Source organism: Micromonospora siamensis, from assembly GCF_900090305.1.
Taxonomy (GTDB): domain Bacteria; phylum Actinomycetota; class Actinomycetes; order Mycobacteriales; family Micromonosporaceae; genus Micromonospora; species Micromonospora siamensis.
In genome coordinates this window covers 5,587,626-5,604,993 of record NZ_LT607751.1, presented here as the reverse complement: position 1 = coordinate 5,604,993, position 17,368 = coordinate 5,587,626, and the positions used below count along the sequence as shown (strand labels likewise).

Here is a 17,368-nt window from a genome sequence, read left to right as displayed (position 1 = left end):
GGGGGCGCCGGTCCCGCCAGGGGTGCCGGCCGGTCCGGGGACGCCGGCTGCCTCCGGGGCACCGGCCGGTCGCTGGTCGGCGGGCCACGGGTCGACGGCGAGGTCAGCCGGCACGGGGCCACTCCAGCCGGATCCGGGTGCCCGCGCCGGGGGAGGACTCGACGGTGGTGGCCCCGCCGACCGCGACCATCCGGCCGTGCACCGACTCGCGCAGGCCGTACCGGTGGGCCGGTACGGCGGACGGGTCGAAGCCGGGACCGTCGTCGGCCAGTTCCACCGCCACGCCGTGCGCGGTGGCGGTGAGCCGTAGCGTGACCGCGGCGTGCGGCGCGTGGCGGGTGACGTTGGACAGCGCGGCGGCGGTGCTCTCGGTCAACGCCTCGGCGACCGGGCCGGGAACCGTGCACGCCGGCAGGTCGGCGTCGACCGGCAGCTCGGGGTGGCGGTCCAGCACGGCCCGGAGCAGGGCGTCCACCGCGACCGGCGCGTCGACCGGCGCGGACCGGGCGTCGGCCAGCCGGGCGAGGGTACGCAGGTCCGCGGCGCACCGGGCGCGCAGCGTGGCCGACCCGGGCGCGACCGCGCCGAGGCCGACCATGGTCAGCGTGCCGAGCACCGTGTCGTGCAGGTCGCGGTTCTGCCGGCGCTCCTCCTGCCGGGCCGTCCGGGCCACCAGCGCCTCGCGGGCCAGCCGCTGGTAGTCGGCGAAGGCCCGGTCGGCGCGGCCGATCCGGCGGCGCATCACCTGCGTCATCATCGCCGTGCAGACGGTCTGCGCCAGCAGGGTGATCGCGTGGGCCCGCCCCTCGGCCGGGTTGCCGGCGGCGTACGCCCCGGTGACGTAGGCCGCGGTGAGCAGCACCCCGGCCGGCACCGACCAGCGGGCCGGCGCGGTCGCCTGGGTGTTGATCACCGTGGTGCTGGCCAGCACCGCCACCCAGCTGCCCTCGCCGGGGAGCACCTCGGGCGCCACCAGCCACGGGATCAGCAGGCAGGTGGCGGTGGTCAGCGCCACGTCACCGGCGACCAGGGCGGGGCCGACGCCGTGCCGCAGGGCACGGACGGCGTACCCGACGGACCAGGCGGTCAGCAGGGCCACCACGGGCAGCAGCAGCCACGGCCGGACCGGGGGTGTGCGTACCGCCAGGGCGACCGCCGCGCCGGCCAGGCCGCAGGTGACCCGCAGCAGCGCCGGCAGCGTGGTGAAGACCAGACCGAACGCGCCGCCCGCCGGCCGGTCGAGCGCGGTCGGCGGAGCGGTCGAAACGGCAACGGCCGGCATCGGGAGAGGCGGTCCTTCCGGCAGCGACCCGGGACGGGTCCGCGCGGATGTAGATCGACGCCGGAGAATAACACGCGACATCCGCCCTGGTCACCCTCGGTGCTCACGCCGTCGCCGGGGCGGGCGGGGGATCCTGCTCGACGGCCTCGTCCGCCGGGCGGGACGGCCGGGGGTGCGGTTGACTGGCGGCATGACTGACGATTCCCGGCGACTGCGGGTCGCCTTCCTCGGCCTGGGACGGATGGGCACCCCGATGGCCCGGCACGTGCTGGCCGCCGGTCACGACCTGGCCGTGTGGAACCGCAGTCCCGGCAAGGCGGAGGCCCTGGGGTCGGCCGGCGCCACGGTCGCCGGCAGCCCCGCCGAGGCCGCCGCCGGCCGGGACGTGGTGGTGCTGATGCTCGCCGACCCGGACGCCGTGGAGCGGGTGCTGCTCGGGCCGGACGGGGTCGCCTCGGGTGCCGCGCCGGACACCCTGGTGGTCGACGCCAGCACCATCGGCCCGGACGCCTCCCGGCGGATGGCCGGCCGGCTGCGCGAGCACCGCCTGCGCTACGTCGACGCGCCGGTGTACGGGTCGGTCGGCCCGGCCACCGAGGGGACCCTCGGCGTGCTGGCCGGTGGCGCCGACGCCGACGTGGCGGTGGCCCGCCCGCTGCTGGACCTCTGGGGTGACCCGGAGCAGGTGCGGCACGTCGGCCCGACCGGGGCGGGCAGCGCCGCGAAGCTGGTCCGCAATCTCACCCTCGGTCTGGCCCTGGCCGGCATCGGCGACGCGCTGCGCCTGGCCGCCACCCTCGACCTGCCCGCCGACGTGGTGGACGAGTTGATCGCCGACGGCCCGCTCGGCGCCGCCTTCCCCGGCGTACGTCAGATCCTGTCGGCCGGAGCGCCACCGACGGCCGGCTTCACCGTCGACATGCTCAGCAAGGACCTGCGGCTCTGTCTCGCCGCCGAGCCGCGGCTGCCGCTGGTCGAGGCGGCCGTCGGCGTCGGCGACGCCGCCCACGCCGACGGACACGGCCAGGACGACACCCGCGCCCTGCCGCTCTGGATGCGCGACACCGACCGCGGCTGAGGCCGGTCCGTCCCGCCGCCGTCCGTCGTTTGTGGAGGAACACCAGGGGGTACGAGCGCGGCATGCCTCGTCGTGCCCTCTGGGTCCTCCAGGTCGCGCTGCTCGGGCTGGCCCTCACGGTGCTGTTCGGCGCGTGGCGGTCACCCCGGCCGGCGCTGCTGGTCGGGGTGCCGGTGCTCTGCGCGCTCGCCGCGCTGGGCGCGCTGCGGTGGGGGCGCGGGCCGATCGCCCGGGGCCGGCGGACCCCCGGGTACGCGGCCGGCGGGGTGGCCATCGTCCTTTTGGCCCTGCTCGGCATCCCCGTTCTGCTGTCGGGGCCATCGCAACCCACGGCACTCCTCGTCGCCGACCTGATGATGCTGGTGGCCGGGGCGTTGCAGATCCCGATCGGGCTGCTCGGCGGGGACGCCGGAGGTCGCCGGTGAGCCGTCCCGGCGGACGCGGCGTGCTCGCGCGGTAGCCCACCGTACCCGCTGGTCGCCGGTGTGACATCCGGCGCGGTGCGGGCGCTGAGAGCCACGAGAAGGGCGCGAGGATCCCGCGCCCTCTCCGCACCCGGCGGCCCCGCCGGGTGGACGTGCCGCCCCCTCGGCGCGTCCGTTCACCACCCCCCACATGGAGATCCGCGATGCTTGAGACCGCCCTGGCGAAACTGCTCACCCTCAAGGCCGGTGCCACGGTGCTCGCCGTGACCGCCACCGGCGGGGTGGCCCTCGCCGCCGCCGGTGGCGCCCTCCCCACCCCGCTGACCGGCGGCACCCCGAAGCCGGCGGCGGCGCACGCCACCGGCAGGCCCGCCGACGCGGACCGGGGCAGGCCGTCGACCGCGCCGGCCCCGAAGGGCAGCCCCTCGCCGTCGCTGGTCGGCCTCTGCCGCGCGTACCGGGCCGGTGCCGGCGACAACCCCGGCAAGGCGCTGGAGAACCCCGCCTTCTCGGTCCTGGTCACCACCGCCGGTGACCGGGAGAAGGTGGCCGCCTACTGCGACACCCTGCTGGTCGCGCAGAAGGCCGACAAGGGCAACGCCCCGACCGCCCGCCCCGCCACCAAGTCCACCGGCCGGCCGGAGACCCGGCCGAGCGCGCCGGAGAGCCGGCCCACCACCGGCGCCGACCACCGATCCACCGCCCGCCCCACCCGCTGAGGACTCCGCCGCCGGGCGAGCGCACCCCCCCCCGCGCCCCGGCGGCGGCGATCCGGCACCGTACGGTGCCGGGCCCCGCAGCGCCGTACCCCCCACGGCGCACGCGAGGTGGCGGTCGCCCCCCGGCCGTCACCTCGCAGCGGGCGCACCGCATCCGGTACGCCGCCCGCTCAGCACCGCCAGGCGCGTGGCCCCAGGTGGCGGCTGCCCGGGTCGGTGAACGCCGAACCGACCACCAGCCCGCCGTCCGACACGTCCGCCGCCCGACCGATCTGCCCGTCGGGCAGGGTCAACTCGACCGGCTCCTCGGCCCGCAACACGGTGCCGAGGGCGACCGCCCAACCCGAGGCGTTCACCGCCGTACCCGGTCCGTACGGCTCCGAGCCGGCACCGTGCGTCCACCGGGGACCCACGATCACCTGACCGGTGCGGAGGTTCCACCGGGCGACGGACTCCGACGGCCAGGCCCCGCCGGTCACCCAGTCGCCCTGCGCCGCGTACGCCAGGCCGGTCTGGCCGGCCGGCACCGCCAACCTGCGGCCGTCCCCCCGCTGGTTCCAGACGTACGCCGCCACCCCGACGCCGTCGGCGTAGGTGCCGCCGACCAACGTGCCGTCGTCGGTGATGTCGTGCACGTTGGCCCCCGCCGGCAGCGGCAGCCGGACCGCCGTGGTCGAGCCGGCCTTCCAGAGCAGGGCGAAGCTGCCCTCGCCGCCGGAGTTTCCGCTCGGCTCCACGTTGATCACCACATCGCCCGCTCGGTTGATCTTCGGCGTCGGGTACGGGTGCCACTTTCCCGGCGGGGTACGCAGCCGGGTCCAGACGCCGTCGGCGTAGCGGGCGACGTACTCCTGGCTGCCGTTCTGGACCAGGCCGACCACGACGCCACCGGCGTTGACGGCGGTGGCCTGGACCGAGGTCCCCGGCACCGGCAGCGCCCGCGGCTTCCCGTCGGTCCACAGGATCGGCCGGAAGTCCTGCCCGACGCTGCCGTTGCCCACGACGTACCGGCCGGTCGGGTCCACCGCGGCGGGTTCGACGCTCCGCATCCCCGGCGGCACGGGCAGCTCGGCCGGGCGGCAGCCGGTGGCCGGGTCGGCCACCGCGGTGGCGGGCGTGGCCGGCGGTGTCACCCTCGCCGGCGTGGTCGCGGCCGGGGTGGCCCTCGCCGGGCTGGTCGCGGCCGGGGTGGTCGCCGCCGGGGTGGTGGCGGCCGTCCCGAGGGCCGACCGGTCCGCCGGTCGGCCCGTCCCGCCGGTCAGGGCCGACGGCACCGCCAGCAGCGCCGCCGTGGCCAGGGCGACCCCGCCGGACGCCCGGAGCGAGCGGCGGCGAAAGGCGGCCCGGCGTCCGGCCCCGAGCAGGGCCTCCACCTCGATCCGGCTCGCCGGCACGTCGACCGCCGCGAGCCGCTCCCGCAGCTGCTCTTCCTCGTCCATCATCGACCCTTCGTGGTGTTCGCGGTACCGACCGGATGCCGGGGGCCGAGCGCCTCCCGGAGCGCGGCGAGCCCCCGCGCGCACTGGCTCTTCACGTTGCCCGTCGAGCAGCCGAGCGCCGCCGCCGTCGCCTCGACCGACAGGTCCCCGAAGTAGCGCAGCACCACGACCGCCCGCTGCCCCTTCGGCAACGCCCGCAACGCCGTCACCAGCTCGTCGCGCGCCTCCACGTCGCCGTCCGGCGCCGCCGTCAGCTCCGGGACCCGGTCGCCGAGCAGCACCCGCGACCACCGGCGACGCCGCTCGTCGAGGTAACGCCGCATCAGGATCCGGTGCACGTACCCGTCGAGGTTGTCGGCCCCCACGGCCCGCGACCAGTTCAGATAGAGCGCCGTGAGGGTCGCCTGCACGATGTCGTCGGCCTGGAAGGCGTCGGCGCACAGCAGGTACGCCGTGCGGTGCAGGCGGGGTAGCCGCGCCGTCACGTACTCGACGTACTCCCGTTCGAGGTCGGGCCGCATCCTGCTCCTCTGCCAACCGGCTGCTGTCATCTCCTTGTCGTGGCGAGCCCGGTGGAAGGTTGCACGTTGGCGGTCAGTCGCCCAGGTATCCCGTGGCGGGGTCGATCTGGTCGAGGAAGTCGCGGATGTGCCGCTCCAGCTCAGGCCGGGTCAGCTCGTGGCCGGGCTGGCTCAGGCCGAAGCCGTACGGGTGCGGCCCGGTGAGCCAGTCGAAGTCGTACGTGCCGGGGGAGTCGGCACGCCGCCGGACCCGGAAGTCCTGTCCGTCGACGGTGATCAGGACGGGTTCACCCTGGTAGGCGGGGGAGTGCTCAGGGGGCGCCAAGCCCGGCCGCGGCTCGTCGTGCATCGCTTGCTCCTTCCGCCGACCGCACAATTGTCCGTCCCGGCCCCAACTCTTCGCCGCCGGTCGTCGTCTTAGGTGGTATGTCACCTCCACACGACCGGTCGGAAGGGGGCGATGGTGGACGCTTCCGTCGCTGACTTCGACGCCTTCGTCCGGGCCAGGACGCCGGCCCTGATCCGTTCGGCCTACCTGCTCACCGGCGATCAGCATCTGGCCGAGGACCTCGTGCAGAGCGCGCTGGGACTGACCCATCGCGCCTGGCGGAACCTGCACGCCACCGGGAACGCCGAGGCGTACGCCCGCAGGACGATGTACCACCTGCAGGTGACCCGCTGGCGGCGGCGCCGCGTCGTCGAGGCGTTCACCGGCCACCTGCCCGACTGGTCCGGTGTGCAGTCCGACCACGCCGATCAGACGGTGCTGCGGCTGTCGTTGCGCAGCGCGCTGTCCCGGCTCACCCCGAAGCAGCGCGCGGTGATCATCCTGAGGTTCTTCGACGATCTGACCGAGGCGCAGGCGGCGGAGACCATGGGGGTCAGCGTGGGCACCATCAAGAGCCAGACCGCGAAAGGCGCTCGAGCGGCTGCGGATCCTCGCACCGGAACTCGACGGCCTGCACAAGACCGGAGGGGCGCGATGATCGACATCGACGACCTGCGCCGAGGACTGAGCGAGATCGCCGCCGAGGCCGACGCCGTCGACCTGCGCGAGCGGGCCCTGGCCACCTCCCACCGCGTCCGTGTCCGGCGTACGGCGTCCGCCGTGGTCACCGGCCTCGCCATCGTCGCCGTGGCACTGGGCGCCGCCGTCGGGGTCCGCACCGACCGCTCACCCGCACCGTCCGGAACCACCCCGGCGCCGACGGCGCCGGAACCGACCACGCTGCCGACCGAGCAGCAGAGCGGGCAGCCGGATCTCGGCCCCCTCGCAGCGGCCACCATCACGGTGCCCACCTGGGGCGCCACCGCGGACACCACCTGCACGACGGGCCGCGTCACCCTGACCGGCGGCCAGTCGCCGGGTGACGGCCCGCACCGGGCGGTGAACGTCCTGTCGTACGTCGCGACGGACGTCGACCGGGACGGCACCGAGGACTACGTGGCACACCTGATGTGTGGCGAGGGGCCGGAGTCGGGAGGCAGTCAGATCGTCGGGTTCCGTCGCGACGGCCGGAACTTCGTGCCGCTCGGCCGGGTCGTCGGAACGCAGGACGGACTCGCGATGATGGACCATCTCGAGGCGCGCGGCGACGGGCGGGTCGCCGTGCTGGTCTCGAAGGAGTACACCGACGGTGGGCAGAACTCGGTGCCCAACCAGTGGCGTACGTACGCCTGGCGAAACGGCCGGTTCCAGCAGTTGGGGGGCCCGACGACGTTCCCGGGGCGGTCACCGGTGGCCCGGCTCTCCGTCGTCCCCTCCACGTTGCCGATCCGGCCGGCCGGCGACGGGTTCACCGGCCGGCTGACGGTGGCGGTGAGCAACGACGGCGACGTCGACGTCGCCCGGTTGCAGATCCTGCTCGTCCTGCCGAGTCAGGTCCGGCCGGCGGGTGCGGGCTGGAAGGGTTGTGCCGTCCGTCCGTCCAGCGACCAGACGGCACTCGTCTGCACCGTCCCCGGACCACGCGCGCGGTCGCGCATCTCGGTGCCCTTCACGCTCGTCTCGGACGACCGTCCGGTACTGCTCGACGAGCCGGTCGACCTCGGCAACCACTACGTGTCCATCTCGCAGGTGCCGCCGTTCGACGGACAGGTGACGATCGACGAGCCGGAGGCGGTCATCCCGATCAGCGTGCCCTGAACCCGCAGCCGGACCGAGTGCCCCGACCGGTGTCACCGACGCCGGTCGGGGGGCGGCTCACGCCCGGGGCGGGGTGTGTCGGTTGAGGTAGGCGCGAGCCCGGGGGAGCGGGTCCCGCCAGTACTGGTGCGGCATGCGGGAGTGGTGCGCAGCGCAGAACTCGGCCAGGTCGTCGGTCAGCGCGACGCGTTCCAGCGGCCGGGCCTCGAAGGCCGCGTTGGCCGCCAACAGCTCCGGCTCCGGGTTCCAGCCGGAGTGGTCGAACGCCCAGCCGTCCCAGAACGCCCAGACGTGGAAGACCTGCGGGTCGCCCGCGTAGCGCACCCCGGCCAGCCGGATCGGCCGGTCGGGGAAGGCGTCCCGGCACGTCCAGGCGAGGATGTGACAGGCGCCGGCGGCGAAGAACGCCTGGTCCGAGCGCTCCCAGGAGACGCGCTGGTCCGCGCGTTCGATCGGCGTACGACGGAAAGCTCCCGCTGCGGTGGCAACCATCGGCCCGACGGTAGTGCCTCGGGCGACCGCACGGTGACCGGTCGGGCACGGCCGGCGCACGTATGCCGGTGCGCCGGTACACCGCGACCCCGTCCACCCGACTAGCGTCGTCGGGCATGGACGCCCGGACGGTTCAGGTGGGGACGACCGCACTGCACGTCGGCGTGACGGGCCAGGGTCCCCACGTCGTCGTCCTGACCGGCGGCCCGGGGTGTGTGCAGTACCTGGAACGGGACGAGATCTCCCCGCGGGGCCACCGCGCCTGGTACCCGGAGCCGCGCGGCGTCGGCCGCTCCGGCGGCGGCCCCCACGACATGGCGGAGGCGATCGCCGATCTGGAGGTTGTCCGACAGACGGTCGGTGTCCGCAGCTGGATCGTGCTGGGCCACTCGTGGGGCTGCGACCTGGGCGTGCGCTACGCGGTCGAGCATCCGGAGGCGGTGACGGCGATGGTCGGCATCGCCGGCCGGGGCCCGCAGCGCGACCGCACCTGGTCCGAGGCGTACGAGGCCGGCAGGGCCGCCGAGCCCGTCGTCGACATCGCCTGGGCGCCCGAGGTGCACGCGTCCCTCGGCGAGTCGTTCACCGAGTGGATCCACCGCCCTGGACTGTGGCGTGACCTGGCCGCCTGCGACGTGCCGATGCACTTCATCGCGGCCGGCGACGACATCCGTCCGTCATGGCCGCTGGCGCAGCTCGCCGCGCTCGTCCCGCGCGGGCGATTCTCGACCGTGCCCGGCGTACCGCACGACTTCTGGTTCACCCACCCCGACGTGTGGACCAGCACCGTCACGGACGCCTGCACGGCTGCTGGAGCGGCGAGGGACTGAACGCGGTCAGCGTGCCCGGGACTCCCAGACCGGCCGCCGGGGATCGTCGTTGCGCACGACGATGTCGACGTGATCGGTCGGTCGGGCCGTGGCGAGGTACAACCGCTGGGCGGGGAGGTAACGCTCGCGCCAGCGCCGTTCCACGTCGGCCCGGGACGACACCCGGCGCTCCCGGATCACCGCCCGATCCACCGTCGTGTCGAGCGCGGTCGACACGAAGATGCTCAGGTCCCACCGGTCGACGAGCTCGGGGCGCATGAGGAACACGCCGTCGAGGATCAGCACGGCGTCGGCGGGGGCGGTCCCGACCGGCGGGGACAACACGGTGTCCGTGCCGTGGTCGTAGACCGCCGTCCGGAAGCGGCGGTCCCCGCCCGGGCCGAGCGGATCCAGCAGCACCCGGTTCAGCGAGCCGTGGTCGTGGGCGTCGACGTAGCAGCCCTCGGCCGAGTACTCACCGCGCCGGTAACGCCGAGCGCGAGGAAAGAGGAAGTCGTCGATCGTGGCGCGTACCACCTCGCGGCCCTGCCCGCGCAGGACGACGGCCAGCTCGTCGGCGAGGGTGGTCTTGCCGGCGGCGGGCGGCCCGTCGACGGCCACCCGCGTCGGGTGGGCCACGGTGACGGACCCGACCGCCTCGGCCAGGTGGCGGATCAGCTCGTCGCGGTGGCCCTGCTCCATGTCCTGCTCCCGCCCGATTCTCGCCGTCGAAGGACTCAGCGGGCGGGATCCGGCCGCCACTCCCGCCGGAGCAGGCCGTACACCCACGAGTCGGAGACGTCGCCGTTCACGACGCAGTCCTCCCGCAACGTCCCTTCCCGGACGAAGCCGAGCTTCTCCAGCACCCGCCCGGATGCCGCGTTGCGGGTGTCGACCTCGGCCTGGACGCGGTTCAGCTCCAGCGTGTCGAAGGCCCACCCCAGCAGGGCGCGGGCGGCCTCCGTCGCGTAGCCGTGACCCCACGCCGCCTCGGTGAAGCAGTAGCCCAGCGAGGCGCTGCGGAACCCCGGATTCCACCGGCCCACGGTGCACCAGCCGATGAACGCGCCGTCGGAGACGCGATCGACGGCCAGTCGCGCCCCGGTGCCCTCCTCCGCCATCTGCCGGCAGACCGCCAGGAACCGTTCGGCGCGCGTCGGTTCGGTCCAGGGTGGCGAATCCCAGTAGCGCAGCACGTGGGCGTTGCTCTGGAGCGCGAAGAGGTCGTCGCTGTCCGCCTCGTCGAAGGGACGCAGGGTCAGCCTGGGGGTGTGCAGCGTGGGGGTGGGTAGGGACCCGCGCGTCATGTTCTCTCCCTGCTCGATGGCCGACCAACCAGACATCGGGTGCCGGCCGCCCCGCAAGCGGTTTGCGGTCGCCGGGCGCGCTGCTCGGAGCCCTCGACACGTACGAAATACCAGGTGGCTTCGACGGTACGGACGGCTGTACGGCCACATCGTGACACGTCTCTACAGTGGTGGCGTGTTGAGCCTGCTGAGCGACCTCGTCGCGGACCTGGTCGGCGGGGCGATCGGTGGTGCGCTGGGCCGACTGTTCAGGGAGGCCGCTGGCGAGCGCCGCGTGGCCGCCGCGTATCGGGACCGCTCCAGGCGATGCTTCGCCGGGCGATGGCGCCATGGCTCCCTCCGGCGGAGCGGCGACGGCCTGGGATGGGTTCCCGATCGGTTGCGCTCGATCCGGCGATCACCCGTGAGCCTTGCGGACATCCGCATCGTTCGTGAGCGGGACGTGAAGCCGTGGGAGCAACTGTTCGTGAACGCGGCGTTCAAGGTTCTCATCTGTGAAACGAGGAATGGTCCCGTCCAGCTGGCGGTGGACCGGGCCGATCTCCCGTTTCTCCGTGCCGTCACCGCGGGACCGCGTCAAGAGCGGGCTCAGTGTTCGTGACCGGCGGCGGGCCGGGCGTGTGCCCACCGCGGGTCGTAGCAGACAAGGCCATGGTCGGCGGCCAGCTGCGCCGCTGCCGCTGAGACCTCATCGGCCCGGTTGAACGGCATCGTGAAGTAGACCATGGGGCCTGACGCCTCGTCGATGAGCCCGTTCGACAGGGGGAAGAGCTGGGCTTCGTGGCCGTAGAGGTCGGGCCATCGGGTCGACACGGCATCGACGTAGGCGAGGATCCGAGGTGTGGGCGGCTGTGCCTCGTTCTCGAAGTACCGGTGGTAGAGGGCGTCGTACGTCTCACCGGCCGCTTCGTCGTCGGAGGGCGGGTCGCCTTCCCACACCGCCAGGTCGTAACTCATGCGGGGAAGTTTGCCAGCGTCGGTGGGACTGAGGGTCGGCTACTGCTCTGCCGCGTCCACCGAGGTCCGAAGCGAGGTGAGTTCCGGTACGGGCGCCACTGGCGCATCTCGGAGCCCGGCCCGCCGAATGACAACGTCACTCATGGCCACACTCTCGCAGGCCGGTCCGTCCCGACTGAATCGGATTACCACCAGCCGCGAAGCATCCCGTCGGCTGACATGGCCGTACGGGGGGCCTGCATGACCATCTGACGCCACCAGCGGTTGTCATCGGCGAAAATCGCCGGAGGTGAGGCGGAACAGTGTGGCGTCGGCGTCGTAGAAGGTTCCGTCCCGTTCGGGAAGCATGCCCACCTTTTGCACCACGCGGCGGGAAGCCGCATTCTCGCGGCGCACGACCGCGACGATGGACGGCAGGTCGCATTGGTCGAACCCGTACGCCAGGCAGGCGCGGGCCGCCTCGGTGGCGTAGCCCTGGCCCCACGCCGCGCGGCCGAAGTAGTAGCCGAGCTCGACCTCGTCTCCACCTTCCATCCGCTGCAGACCGCAGTGACCGATCACCTCACGGGTGGCGACGACTTCGGCGATCCACATACCGAACCCGTTGCGCTGCCAGCCGTCGATACGGTCGGCCCAGCTACGCAGACTCGCGGCGAGCGGACGGCGTCGGTGGGACCAGGTCACTGCGGAGTCATCGTCGACCAGGGCGCGATGGACGGCGAAGTCCTCGGCACGGAACTGACGCAGCCGCAATCGTGCCGTCTCGATCTCGGGATATTCACTCACCCCCATGCCGTACCCGGTCGATCCTTTCCGCACACTCGACTCCACTTCCTTGTGACTACGCCGAGCTTCATGTTCTTGTCGACGCCGGTGAGCCGGACCGGCTCGACCCGTACTCCGGTTTCCTCCTCAACCTCCCGGCACATGCCGTTCACGATCACCTTCTCCAGCGCGACGTTCCTGCTCGTCTCCGGTGCCTCGCACCGGACCGTGATGAAGGTGCTCGGACACAGCCAGATCGGGCTGACGATGAACACCTACCCCCACGTCCTGCCGGAGATCGAGCGGGCCGCCGTGGCCGAGGCCGCGAAGCACCTCTTCGGGTTGGCTGCACGAATGGCTGTACGGAGGCCCGTGGTGATCGTCTCCACGGGAGCGGAAAGCCGCTGACCTGCGGTGAAGAACGGTGCGCCCGGCAGGATTCGAACCTGCGGCCTTGGGATTAGAAGTCCCCTGCTCTATCCGCTGAGCTACGGGCGCGCACGACGCGACGTCGCGCCAAGAGGGTACCGCCGACCGGCCGTTCCGCGGCACAACGGGTGCTCGGCCGTTGATCAGAATCCCACGGATCGACTCCCGCCGTCACCCCGGCCAGGGGGCGGACGGGCCCGTACCCTCGGGGGCGTGCTGCTGGAACCGGAGATCGAGGACGACGTCGCCTACGAGTTGTGCCAGATCATCGGCCGCGCCCTGCTGCCGCTGCGGACGGCCAGCCGGTTCGGCACCGCGTTCCTCTTCGCCGACGCGGCCGGGGTCGACCACCTGCTCACCGCGGACCTGCTGGCCGGCGCCGCCGAGGTCGGGCTGCGACCCAGCGTGACCGAACCGCCCGGCGCCGCGGACTCGATCACGCCGGCCGCCGCCGGCTGGAGCCGCCGACCCGACCTGGGGGTGGCCATCCTGCCGATGGCCGGCCCGCACGCGTACGCCCGGGAGCACGGCTGGCGCTGGCGCACCCAGCCGGTCACCGACGGTCTGGCGGCCGGGCCCGCGACGCTCGCCCGGGTCGGCGCGCAGCCGGGCTCCGCCTTCGTCCTGGCCCACGGGGTACGCCCCGAGCCCGGCTCCCCGCGCCCCCTGGAGGTGGCCGTCGAGCGGGTCGTCCGCGACGGGGACCTGCTGGTGGTCGACGCGGCGCTGCCCGAGGGGTACGTCGGCGCACCCGTCTTCGGCGTCGACACCGACGCCGACGGGGACCTGGGGGTGCACTGCCTCGGCGTGCTGCTGCCCGCCGACGGCGCGCGGCACCCGGTGGCGCCCTTCGACCGGATCCGCGCCGCCGTCGCGGAACTGCCCCCGGCCGGCTGACCGGCGCTGGCCGCGGCCGGCGGGGAATGCCGGCGCGGGTGGCGGGACCGGCCCGATAGGGTCCCCGCCATGTCGCCGCGCCTGGAGAAGATCACCCCCGACAACGTGGAAGCCGCCTGCGAGGTGCGGGTCCGCCCCGACCAGGAGCACCTGATCGAGCCGGTCGCCCGCTCGCTCGCCGAGGCGTACGCCTGGGGGGAGATCGCCTGGCCGAGGCTGGTCGTCGACGACGGCCGTCCGGTGGCCTTCCTGATGGGTTTCTTCCGGATTCCCTGGCGCCCCGACGACCCGGCCGACCTGCGCTCCGGCCTGTGGCGGTTGAACGTCGCCGCCGACCGCCAGGGACAGGGCCTCGGTCGGTACGCGGTCGCGGCGGTCTGCGCGGAGGCCCGCCGGCGGGGCGAGAACCGGATCTTCACGACCTGGGAGGAGGGGGAGGACGGCCCGGAGGAGTTCTATCTCCGGCTCGGCTTCCGGCGCACCGGCGAGCGCAGCGGCGAGCAGATCGTCGGCGAGCTGGACCTGACCGGCGAGGCTGCGCACCGGCTGCTGGCGCTGGCCGACGCCGGGTCCGCCGCCGCCGGGCCCGCCGGGCGGTGAACCCGGCGGGCGGCGGTACCGGTCAGGAGCGGGCGGGGCTGTCCGCCGGCGCGGCGTCGGCCTCGGCAGGTGCCTCCGCCGGCGTCGCGGCGTGGTCCGCGGACGGGGCGTCGGCCAGGGACGGACCGTCGACCGGGCGGCGGGTCGCCGGTGGCACGGCGGCGGAGTCGCCGGCCGGGGCGGTCGGCCCGGCGCCGAGGAACGCCTCGGCCCAGCGACCCACCTCGGTGAAGACCTTCTCCCGTACGGCGGGGCCGGAGAGCGTCAGGTCGTGCATGCCGCCGTCGAAGCGGGCCAGGGTGACGTGCCGGCCCAGCCGGGGCGCCCAGCGCACCATGTGCTCCACGTCCAGCACCGCGTCGGCCAGCGCGGCCGACTCGTGCCAGCGGGTGCCCCGGAAGCTGCGGGTCGAGCAGGCCAGCAGCACCGGCACCGGGATCTCCAGGCCGGCACGGAGCTGCCGCTGGGCGGTGCGGATCGCGTTCAGCCAGCCGGCCCGCACCGGGAACCCGGCCAGCGGCTTCCAGGCCAGGTCGTAGCTCCACTCGCCCCGGTGGTCGGCGTGCAGGCTCTCGCCGTACACGGTGCCCAGGCCCATGGGGAGCGCGCGGTGCGGCGCCCGGCGGCCCAGCCGGGAGACGGCGGCCGCGAGGGGCCGACGGACCAGCCAGGGGGCGTTGATGTCGAAGAACGGGCTGTTGAGCACCAGCCCGTCGACCAGACCGGCGTCGCGGCGGGCGTGCGCCCAGAGCGACAGGATCAGGCCGCCGGTCGAGTGGCCCATGCCGAGCAGGGTGTCGTGGCCGTCCTGGTCGCGGATGATCTCGGCGGCGGCGTCCAGCTCGGGGAAGTAGTCGCTGACGTCCCGGCAGAAGTTCGGCGTCTGGTGCGGCAGCAGGCTGCGACCGTACTTGCGCAGGTCGAGAGCGTAGAAGTCCCAGCCCCGCTCGGCGAAGAAGTCGGCCACGTGGGTCTGGAAGAAGTAGTCGACGAAGCCGTGCACATAGAGCACGGCCCGCCCGGTGGGTCGCTCCGCGCGGCGGCGGACCAGGGTGGCGAGCACCGGCCCCTCGTCGTCGGTGCCCAGGTCGATCGTCTGCCGCTCGTACGGCGGCCCCAGCACGTCCGGTTCCACGACCGCGACGGTACGCCGGCAGGCTACCGAGCGGTAGCCCTCCGTCCGTCCCCACCCGGGCGCGACCGCGCGGGCGGGGACGGACGGCGCGTCGCTCAGGCCGTCTCGGCGTCCGCGCGCAGCGCGTCGACGTCGAGTTCCGCCGGCTGGTCCGGGACGGGCTGGCCCATCTCCCGGACGTGCTTGTTGTGCCGCGGCTCCTGCCGGGTCTTCGCGTCGTTCAGCTTCCGGCGCAGGTCGTCCCGGCAGTCGTTGAGCGCCGCGTGCAGGTCCTCCTCGGAGGAGGTGGTGACGATCTTCTGGCGGCCGGCGATCCAGCACTCCAGGGTGACCTTCTGCCCCCGGGCCTCCCGGTCCTTCACCGAGACCTCCAGCTCGGTGGAGTCGGCGTGGAAGCCGGCCAGCCGGGCGTCGAGGGTGGCGAACTGCTCGGCGATCCAGTTCCGGTCACCCTGGGAGAAACCGGCGCCGACGCGCAGGCACTCGGCGACGGTGGCCGGGTTCGCGACGGCGCTCATCGCCGGACCTCGCCCTCGATGCGGACGGTGCGGGTCGTACGGGACGGGCGGAAAGTCATCAGCGCTGCCTCTCTCGTCGGGCGTCGAGCGGTGGTGGTCGCTCGGTTGATCAAATCCATACCCAGTCACGCTCCGTTCGGAACCGACCGGCGAAACCGATCCTGACCGGGCCGCCGTCGAGGCCCCCAGGGCCGGGCGGCCCTAGCAGAAGGGACCTTGATCAGGTCGTTGTCCACAGCCCGCTCCGTCGTCCACAGGACGGGTGCCGGCCGCTGGTGCCGCCGCCCTGAGCGGCCGAGGCTGCCACCAGGTACTCACCCCTGGAGGAACGAATGTTCGATACGTACGTCACGATCGTCGGCAACGTGCTGACCGCGCCCGAGTGGCGCCGCACCACCCAGAGCAACACCCTGGTCGCCAACTTCAAGGTCGCCTCGACCGCCCGGCGGCTCGACCGGGACAGCGGCCGCTGGGTCGACGGAAACAGCCTCCGTGTCCGGGTCAACTGCTGGCGCAAGCTCGCCGAGGGGGTCGCCTCGTCGGTGATGGTCGGCGACCCGGTGGTGGTCGTCGGCCGGCTCTACACCCGGGACTGGACCGACGACGCCGGCAACCACCGGACGCTCTACGAGCTGGAGGCGGTCGCCGTCGGTCACGACCTCTCCCGGGGCAAGTCCCGCTTCGAGCGCAACCGCCCCGGCCTGACCACCAGCACCGTCGAGGACGCCGAGGCCGAGGCCCGGGTGCACGGTGAGCCGACCGAGCCGGTCCCGCCGGACCAGGCGCCGGCCGGGCCCGACGACCGCCCGTTCGACGACGACTTCGGCGGACCGGACTTCGGCGCACCGCCCGGGAGGGCCGGCGGGGCCATGCGGGCGTCCGGAGCCACCTCCGCGCTCGCCGACCTCTCCAACTCCTTCGACGATCTGTCTGAGGGCGTTGACCCGGCCGGCGGAGACGACGAGGACAAGGAGGAGGACGACGAGTTCGCCGACGACCTCGGCCCCCTGGGCGGCGAGTCCCTGGGCGGCGAACCGGGTCCGGTCCCGCAGGAACCGGCGACCCCGCCCGCCGGACGGGGGCGCCGTGGGCGTGGCCGGGTCCCGGCATCGGCCTGAGGGACCATCGGTCCCGACCCGGCGATCCGCGTGGCGGGGCCGTCGGGCGGGGGACAGGGCCGGCAACGGGTAGAGGGACGGGGGCGGCCGGCTGGCCGGCACGTCGGTCGGTCCGGCGAGCGGGCCATCCGGTCGCGACCCGCCTGCCGCTCCTGACCCCCGCCGTTCCGCCGGACCTGACCGGGCGGCTGCGCCCCATGGCCCGGACCGCGGCACGGGATCCTCCGCCCCAGATCTCAGCGGCGGTCGGCCGTCGGCGGCACCTCGGGGACGACCAGCGCGCCCGAGCGCGGGGCGCGGTGCAGCGTCCGGACGACGACGCCGACGAACTGGTCGTGCGCCACCAGCCCGTAGTCGCGCGAGTCGCGGCTGGCGTCGGGGTTGTCCCCCAGGATGGCCATCCGTCCGGGCGGGACGTGCGAGCCCGTCGACGACGGCACACCCGCGGGAACCGGGTCCCCGGGGGCAGCAACGAGCCGCTTGATCACCCAGCCTGGGCGCGGCCGGGGACCGGCCATCCGGGCGTCCGGGCGAACGACGACGATGTCCCCCGGTCGCCCGGCGGCCGGCGGCACCCGGCGGACCAGGAGGCGGTCGCCCGGGTGCAGGGTCGGAGCCATGCTGAAGCCGCTGACCGTGGCCATCAGGAAACGCTTGCGCAGAAGCAGGATGCCAGCGGTGCCTCCGAGGGCCACCGCGACGAATGCCATGACGAGACGCACCGTAACTCC

Annotated in this window: 22 protein-coding genes, 1 tRNA gene and 1 pseudogene; 11 read left to right on the top strand and 13 right to left on the bottom strand. The window is 74.1% G+C overall.

Features of this window, described 5'->3' with window-relative positions; translation table 11 throughout:
• Positions 1-103: 103 nt before the first annotated feature.
• Positions 104-1,282, bottom strand: a complete 1,179-nt coding sequence (locus tag GA0074704_RS25600) for a sensor histidine kinase (RefSeq protein WP_088972847.1) — start codon at positions 1,280-1,282, stop codon at positions 104-106.
• 190 nt (positions 1,283-1,472) lie between these two features.
• Between GA0074704_RS25600 and GA0074704_RS25595 the strand changes: the two genes are divergently transcribed.
• The 3 genes from GA0074704_RS25595 to GA0074704_RS25585 all read left to right on the top strand — a co-directional run bounded on the left by GA0074704_RS25595 (position 1,473) and on the right by GA0074704_RS25585 (position 3,504).
• The gene (locus tag GA0074704_RS25595; RefSeq protein ID WP_088972846.1) at positions 1,473-2,360 is read left to right on the top strand and encodes an NAD(P)-dependent oxidoreductase; all 888 of its coding nucleotides are present in this window, start codon (positions 1,473-1,475) and stop codon (positions 2,358-2,360) included.
• A gap of 62 nt (positions 2,361-2,422) precedes the next feature.
• Entirely contained in the window at positions 2,423-2,785 is a 363-nt protein-coding gene (locus GA0074704_RS25590; protein WP_088972845.1) for a hypothetical protein, read from the top strand.
• Positions 2,786-2,988: 203 nt separating this feature from the next.
• The gene (locus GA0074704_RS25585; protein ID WP_088972844.1) at positions 2,989-3,504 is read left to right on the top strand and encodes a hypothetical protein; all 516 of its coding nucleotides are present in this window, start codon (positions 2,989-2,991) and stop codon (positions 3,502-3,504) included.
• Between the two features lie 170 nt (positions 3,505-3,674).
• Here GA0074704_RS25585 and GA0074704_RS25580 read toward each other — a convergent pair whose 3' ends face one another.
• From GA0074704_RS25580 to GA0074704_RS25570, 3 genes are all read right to left on the bottom strand, one after another.
• Entirely contained in the window at positions 3,675-4,946 is a 1,272-nt protein-coding gene (locus GA0074704_RS25580) for a hypothetical protein (RefSeq protein ID WP_157743798.1), read from the bottom strand.
• Entirely contained in the window at positions 4,943-5,464 is a 522-nt protein-coding gene (locus GA0074704_RS25575; RefSeq protein ID WP_088972842.1) for a SigE family RNA polymerase sigma factor, read from the bottom strand. Before GA0074704_RS25575 ends, GA0074704_RS25580 begins: the two co-directional genes overlap by 4 nt.
• Before the next feature lie 73 nt (positions 5,465-5,537).
• Positions 5,538-5,813, bottom strand: a complete 276-nt coding sequence (locus GA0074704_RS25570; RefSeq protein ID WP_197697574.1) for a hypothetical protein — start codon at positions 5,811-5,813, stop codon at positions 5,538-5,540.
• A 114-nt stretch (positions 5,814-5,927) separates the two neighbouring features.
• On the opposite strand from GA0074704_RS25570, the pseudogene GA0074704_RS25565 reads away from it, so the two are divergent.
• Together GA0074704_RS25565 and GA0074704_RS25560 are read left to right on the top strand one after the other, a co-directional pair.
• A pseudogene (locus GA0074704_RS25565) lies at positions 5,928-6,450 on the top strand (SigE family RNA polymerase sigma factor).
• Positions 6,447-7,610, top strand: a complete 1,164-nt coding sequence (locus tag GA0074704_RS25560) for a hypothetical protein (RefSeq protein WP_088972841.1) — start codon at positions 6,447-6,449, stop codon at positions 7,608-7,610. Before GA0074704_RS25565 ends, GA0074704_RS25560 begins: the two are co-directional and overlap by 4 nt.
• Before the next feature lie 57 nt (positions 7,611-7,667).
• Here GA0074704_RS25560 and GA0074704_RS25555 read toward each other — a convergent pair whose 3' ends face one another.
• Positions 7,668-8,102: a hypothetical protein gene (locus tag GA0074704_RS25555; protein WP_088972840.1), complete on the bottom strand. Its 435-nt coding sequence runs from the start codon at positions 8,100-8,102 to the stop codon at positions 7,668-7,670.
• Between the two features lie 116 nt (positions 8,103-8,218).
• Here GA0074704_RS25555 and GA0074704_RS25550 point away from each other — a divergent pair, with 116 nt between their 5' ends.
• A complete protein-coding gene (locus tag GA0074704_RS25550; protein WP_088972839.1) occupies positions 8,219-8,932 on the top strand; it encodes an alpha/beta fold hydrolase in 714 nt (237 codons plus the stop codon).
• A gap of 6 nt (positions 8,933-8,938) precedes the next feature.
• Here GA0074704_RS25550 and GA0074704_RS25545 read toward each other — a convergent pair whose 3' ends face one another.
• Positions 8,939-9,613, bottom strand: coding sequence for a nucleoside/nucleotide kinase family protein (locus GA0074704_RS25545; protein ID WP_088972838.1), 675 nt, complete (start codon positions 9,611-9,613; stop codon positions 8,939-8,941).
• 35 nt (positions 9,614-9,648) lie between these two features.
• Entirely contained in the window at positions 9,649-10,218 is a 570-nt protein-coding gene (locus tag GA0074704_RS25540; protein WP_088972837.1) for a GNAT family N-acetyltransferase, read from the bottom strand.
• A 175-nt stretch (positions 10,219-10,393) separates the two neighbouring features.
• Between GA0074704_RS25540 and GA0074704_RS25535 the strand changes: the two genes are divergently transcribed.
• On the top strand, positions 10,394-10,819 hold the full coding sequence (locus GA0074704_RS25535; protein WP_088972836.1) for a DUF2550 family protein: 426 nt from the start codon (positions 10,394-10,396) through the stop codon (positions 10,817-10,819).
• On the opposite strand, the gene GA0074704_RS29555 is transcribed toward GA0074704_RS25535, so the two are convergent.
• Positions 10,807-11,175 (bottom strand): hypothetical protein, encoded by a 369-nt coding sequence (locus GA0074704_RS29555; RefSeq protein WP_088972835.1) that lies wholly within the window; start codon positions 11,173-11,175, stop codon positions 10,807-10,809. The genes GA0074704_RS25535 and GA0074704_RS29555 overlap by 13 nt on opposite strands.
• Before the next feature lie 267 nt (positions 11,176-11,442).
• Complete coding sequence (locus GA0074704_RS25525) at positions 11,443-11,961, bottom strand: GNAT family N-acetyltransferase (protein ID WP_157743797.1); 519 nt, start codon at positions 11,959-11,961, stop codon at positions 11,443-11,445.
• 141 nt (positions 11,962-12,102) lie between these two features.
• Between GA0074704_RS25525 and GA0074704_RS29240 the strand changes: the two genes are divergently transcribed.
• The gene (locus GA0074704_RS29240; RefSeq protein WP_088972833.1) at positions 12,103-12,348 is read left to right on the top strand and encodes a hypothetical protein; all 246 of its coding nucleotides are present in this window, start codon (positions 12,103-12,105) and stop codon (positions 12,346-12,348) included.
• Between the two features lie 17 nt (positions 12,349-12,365).
• Here GA0074704_RS29240 and GA0074704_RS25510 read toward each other — a convergent pair.
• Positions 12,366-12,438 (bottom strand) — tRNA-Arg (locus tag GA0074704_RS25510).
• A 144-nt stretch (positions 12,439-12,582) separates the two neighbouring features.
• On the opposite strand from GA0074704_RS25510, the gene GA0074704_RS25505 reads away from it, so the two are divergent.
• Both GA0074704_RS25505 and GA0074704_RS25500 read left to right on the top strand, forming a co-directional pair.
• Positions 12,583-13,266, top strand: coding sequence for a serine/threonine-protein kinase (locus tag GA0074704_RS25505; RefSeq protein ID WP_088972832.1), 684 nt, complete (start codon positions 12,583-12,585; stop codon positions 13,264-13,266).
• A 69-nt stretch (positions 13,267-13,335) separates the two neighbouring features.
• Positions 13,336-13,866, top strand: coding sequence for a GNAT family N-acetyltransferase (locus GA0074704_RS25500; protein WP_088972831.1), 531 nt, complete (start codon positions 13,336-13,338; stop codon positions 13,864-13,866).
• 22 nt (positions 13,867-13,888) lie between these two features.
• Here GA0074704_RS25500 and GA0074704_RS25495 read toward each other — a convergent pair whose 3' ends face one another.
• Both GA0074704_RS25495 and GA0074704_RS25490 read right to left on the bottom strand, forming a co-directional pair.
• Entirely contained in the window at positions 13,889-15,001 is a 1,113-nt protein-coding gene (locus tag GA0074704_RS25495; protein ID WP_231926681.1) for an alpha/beta hydrolase, read from the bottom strand.
• A 95-nt stretch (positions 15,002-15,096) separates the two neighbouring features.
• Entirely contained in the window at positions 15,097-15,519 is a 423-nt protein-coding gene (locus GA0074704_RS25490; protein ID WP_088972830.1) for an HPF/RaiA family ribosome-associated protein, read from the bottom strand.
• Between the two features lie 332 nt (positions 15,520-15,851).
• Between GA0074704_RS25490 and ssb the strand changes: the two genes are divergently transcribed.
• Positions 15,852-16,637, top strand: coding sequence for a single-stranded DNA-binding protein (gene ssb / locus GA0074704_RS25485; protein ID WP_088972829.1), 786 nt, complete (start codon positions 15,852-15,854; stop codon positions 16,635-16,637).
• Positions 16,638-16,873: 236 nt separating this feature from the next.
• Here ssb and GA0074704_RS25480 read toward each other — a convergent pair whose 3' ends face one another.
• Complete coding sequence (locus GA0074704_RS25480) at positions 16,874-17,347, bottom strand: S26 family signal peptidase (RefSeq protein WP_088972828.1); 474 nt, start codon at positions 17,345-17,347, stop codon at positions 16,874-16,876.
• Between the last annotated feature and the right edge of the window lie 21 nt (positions 17,348-17,368).

Coding starts and splice junctions, on each gene's coding strand:
- GA0074704_RS25600 (WP_088972847.1), bottom strand. CDS start 1,282: ATGCCGGCCGTTGCCGTTTCGACCGCTCCGCCGACCGCGCTCGACCGG.
- GA0074704_RS29555 (WP_088972835.1), bottom strand. CDS start 11,175: ATGAGTTACGACCTGGCGGTGTGGGAAGGCGACCCGCCCTCCGACGAC.
- GA0074704_RS25570 (WP_197697574.1), bottom strand. CDS start 5,813: ATGCACGACGAGCCGCGGCCGGGCTTGGCGCCCCCTGAGCACTCCCCC.
- GA0074704_RS25500 (WP_088972831.1), top strand. CDS start 13,336: ATGTCGCCGCGCCTGGAGAAGATCACCCCCGACAACGTGGAAGCCGCC.
- GA0074704_RS25575 (WP_088972842.1), bottom strand. CDS start 5,464: ATGCGGCCCGACCTCGAACGGGAGTACGTCGAGTACGTGACGGCGCGG.
- GA0074704_RS25560 (WP_088972841.1), top strand. CDS start 6,447: ATGATCGACATCGACGACCTGCGCCGAGGACTGAGCGAGATCGCCGCC.
- ssb (WP_088972829.1), top strand. CDS start 15,852: ATGTTCGATACGTACGTCACGATCGTCGGCAACGTGCTGACCGCGCCC.
- GA0074704_RS29240 (WP_088972833.1), top strand. CDS start 12,103: ATGCCGTTCACGATCACCTTCTCCAGCGCGACGTTCCTGCTCGTCTCC.
- GA0074704_RS25585 (WP_088972844.1), top strand. CDS start 2,989: ATGCTTGAGACCGCCCTGGCGAAACTGCTCACCCTCAAGGCCGGTGCC.
- GA0074704_RS25480 (WP_088972828.1), bottom strand. CDS start 17,347: ATGGCATTCGTCGCGGTGGCCCTCGGAGGCACCGCTGGCATCCTGCTT.
- GA0074704_RS25595 (WP_088972846.1), top strand. CDS start 1,473: ATGACTGACGATTCCCGGCGACTGCGGGTCGCCTTCCTCGGCCTGGGA.
- GA0074704_RS25550 (WP_088972839.1), top strand. CDS start 8,219: ATGGACGCCCGGACGGTTCAGGTGGGGACGACCGCACTGCACGTCGGC.
- GA0074704_RS25555 (WP_088972840.1), bottom strand. CDS start 8,102: ATGGTTGCCACCGCAGCGGGAGCTTTCCGTCGTACGCCGATCGAACGC.
- GA0074704_RS25580 (WP_157743798.1), bottom strand. CDS start 4,946: ATGATGGACGAGGAAGAGCAGCTGCGGGAGCGGCTCGCGGCGGTCGAC.
- GA0074704_RS25540 (WP_088972837.1), bottom strand. CDS start 10,218: ATGACGCGCGGGTCCCTACCCACCCCCACGCTGCACACCCCCAGGCTG.
- GA0074704_RS25590 (WP_088972845.1), top strand. CDS start 2,423: ATGCCTCGTCGTGCCCTCTGGGTCCTCCAGGTCGCGCTGCTCGGGCTG.
- GA0074704_RS25545 (WP_088972838.1), bottom strand. CDS start 9,613: ATGGAGCAGGGCCACCGCGACGAGCTGATCCGCCACCTGGCCGAGGCG.
- GA0074704_RS25490 (WP_088972830.1), bottom strand. CDS start 15,519: ATGAGCGCCGTCGCGAACCCGGCCACCGTCGCCGAGTGCCTGCGCGTC.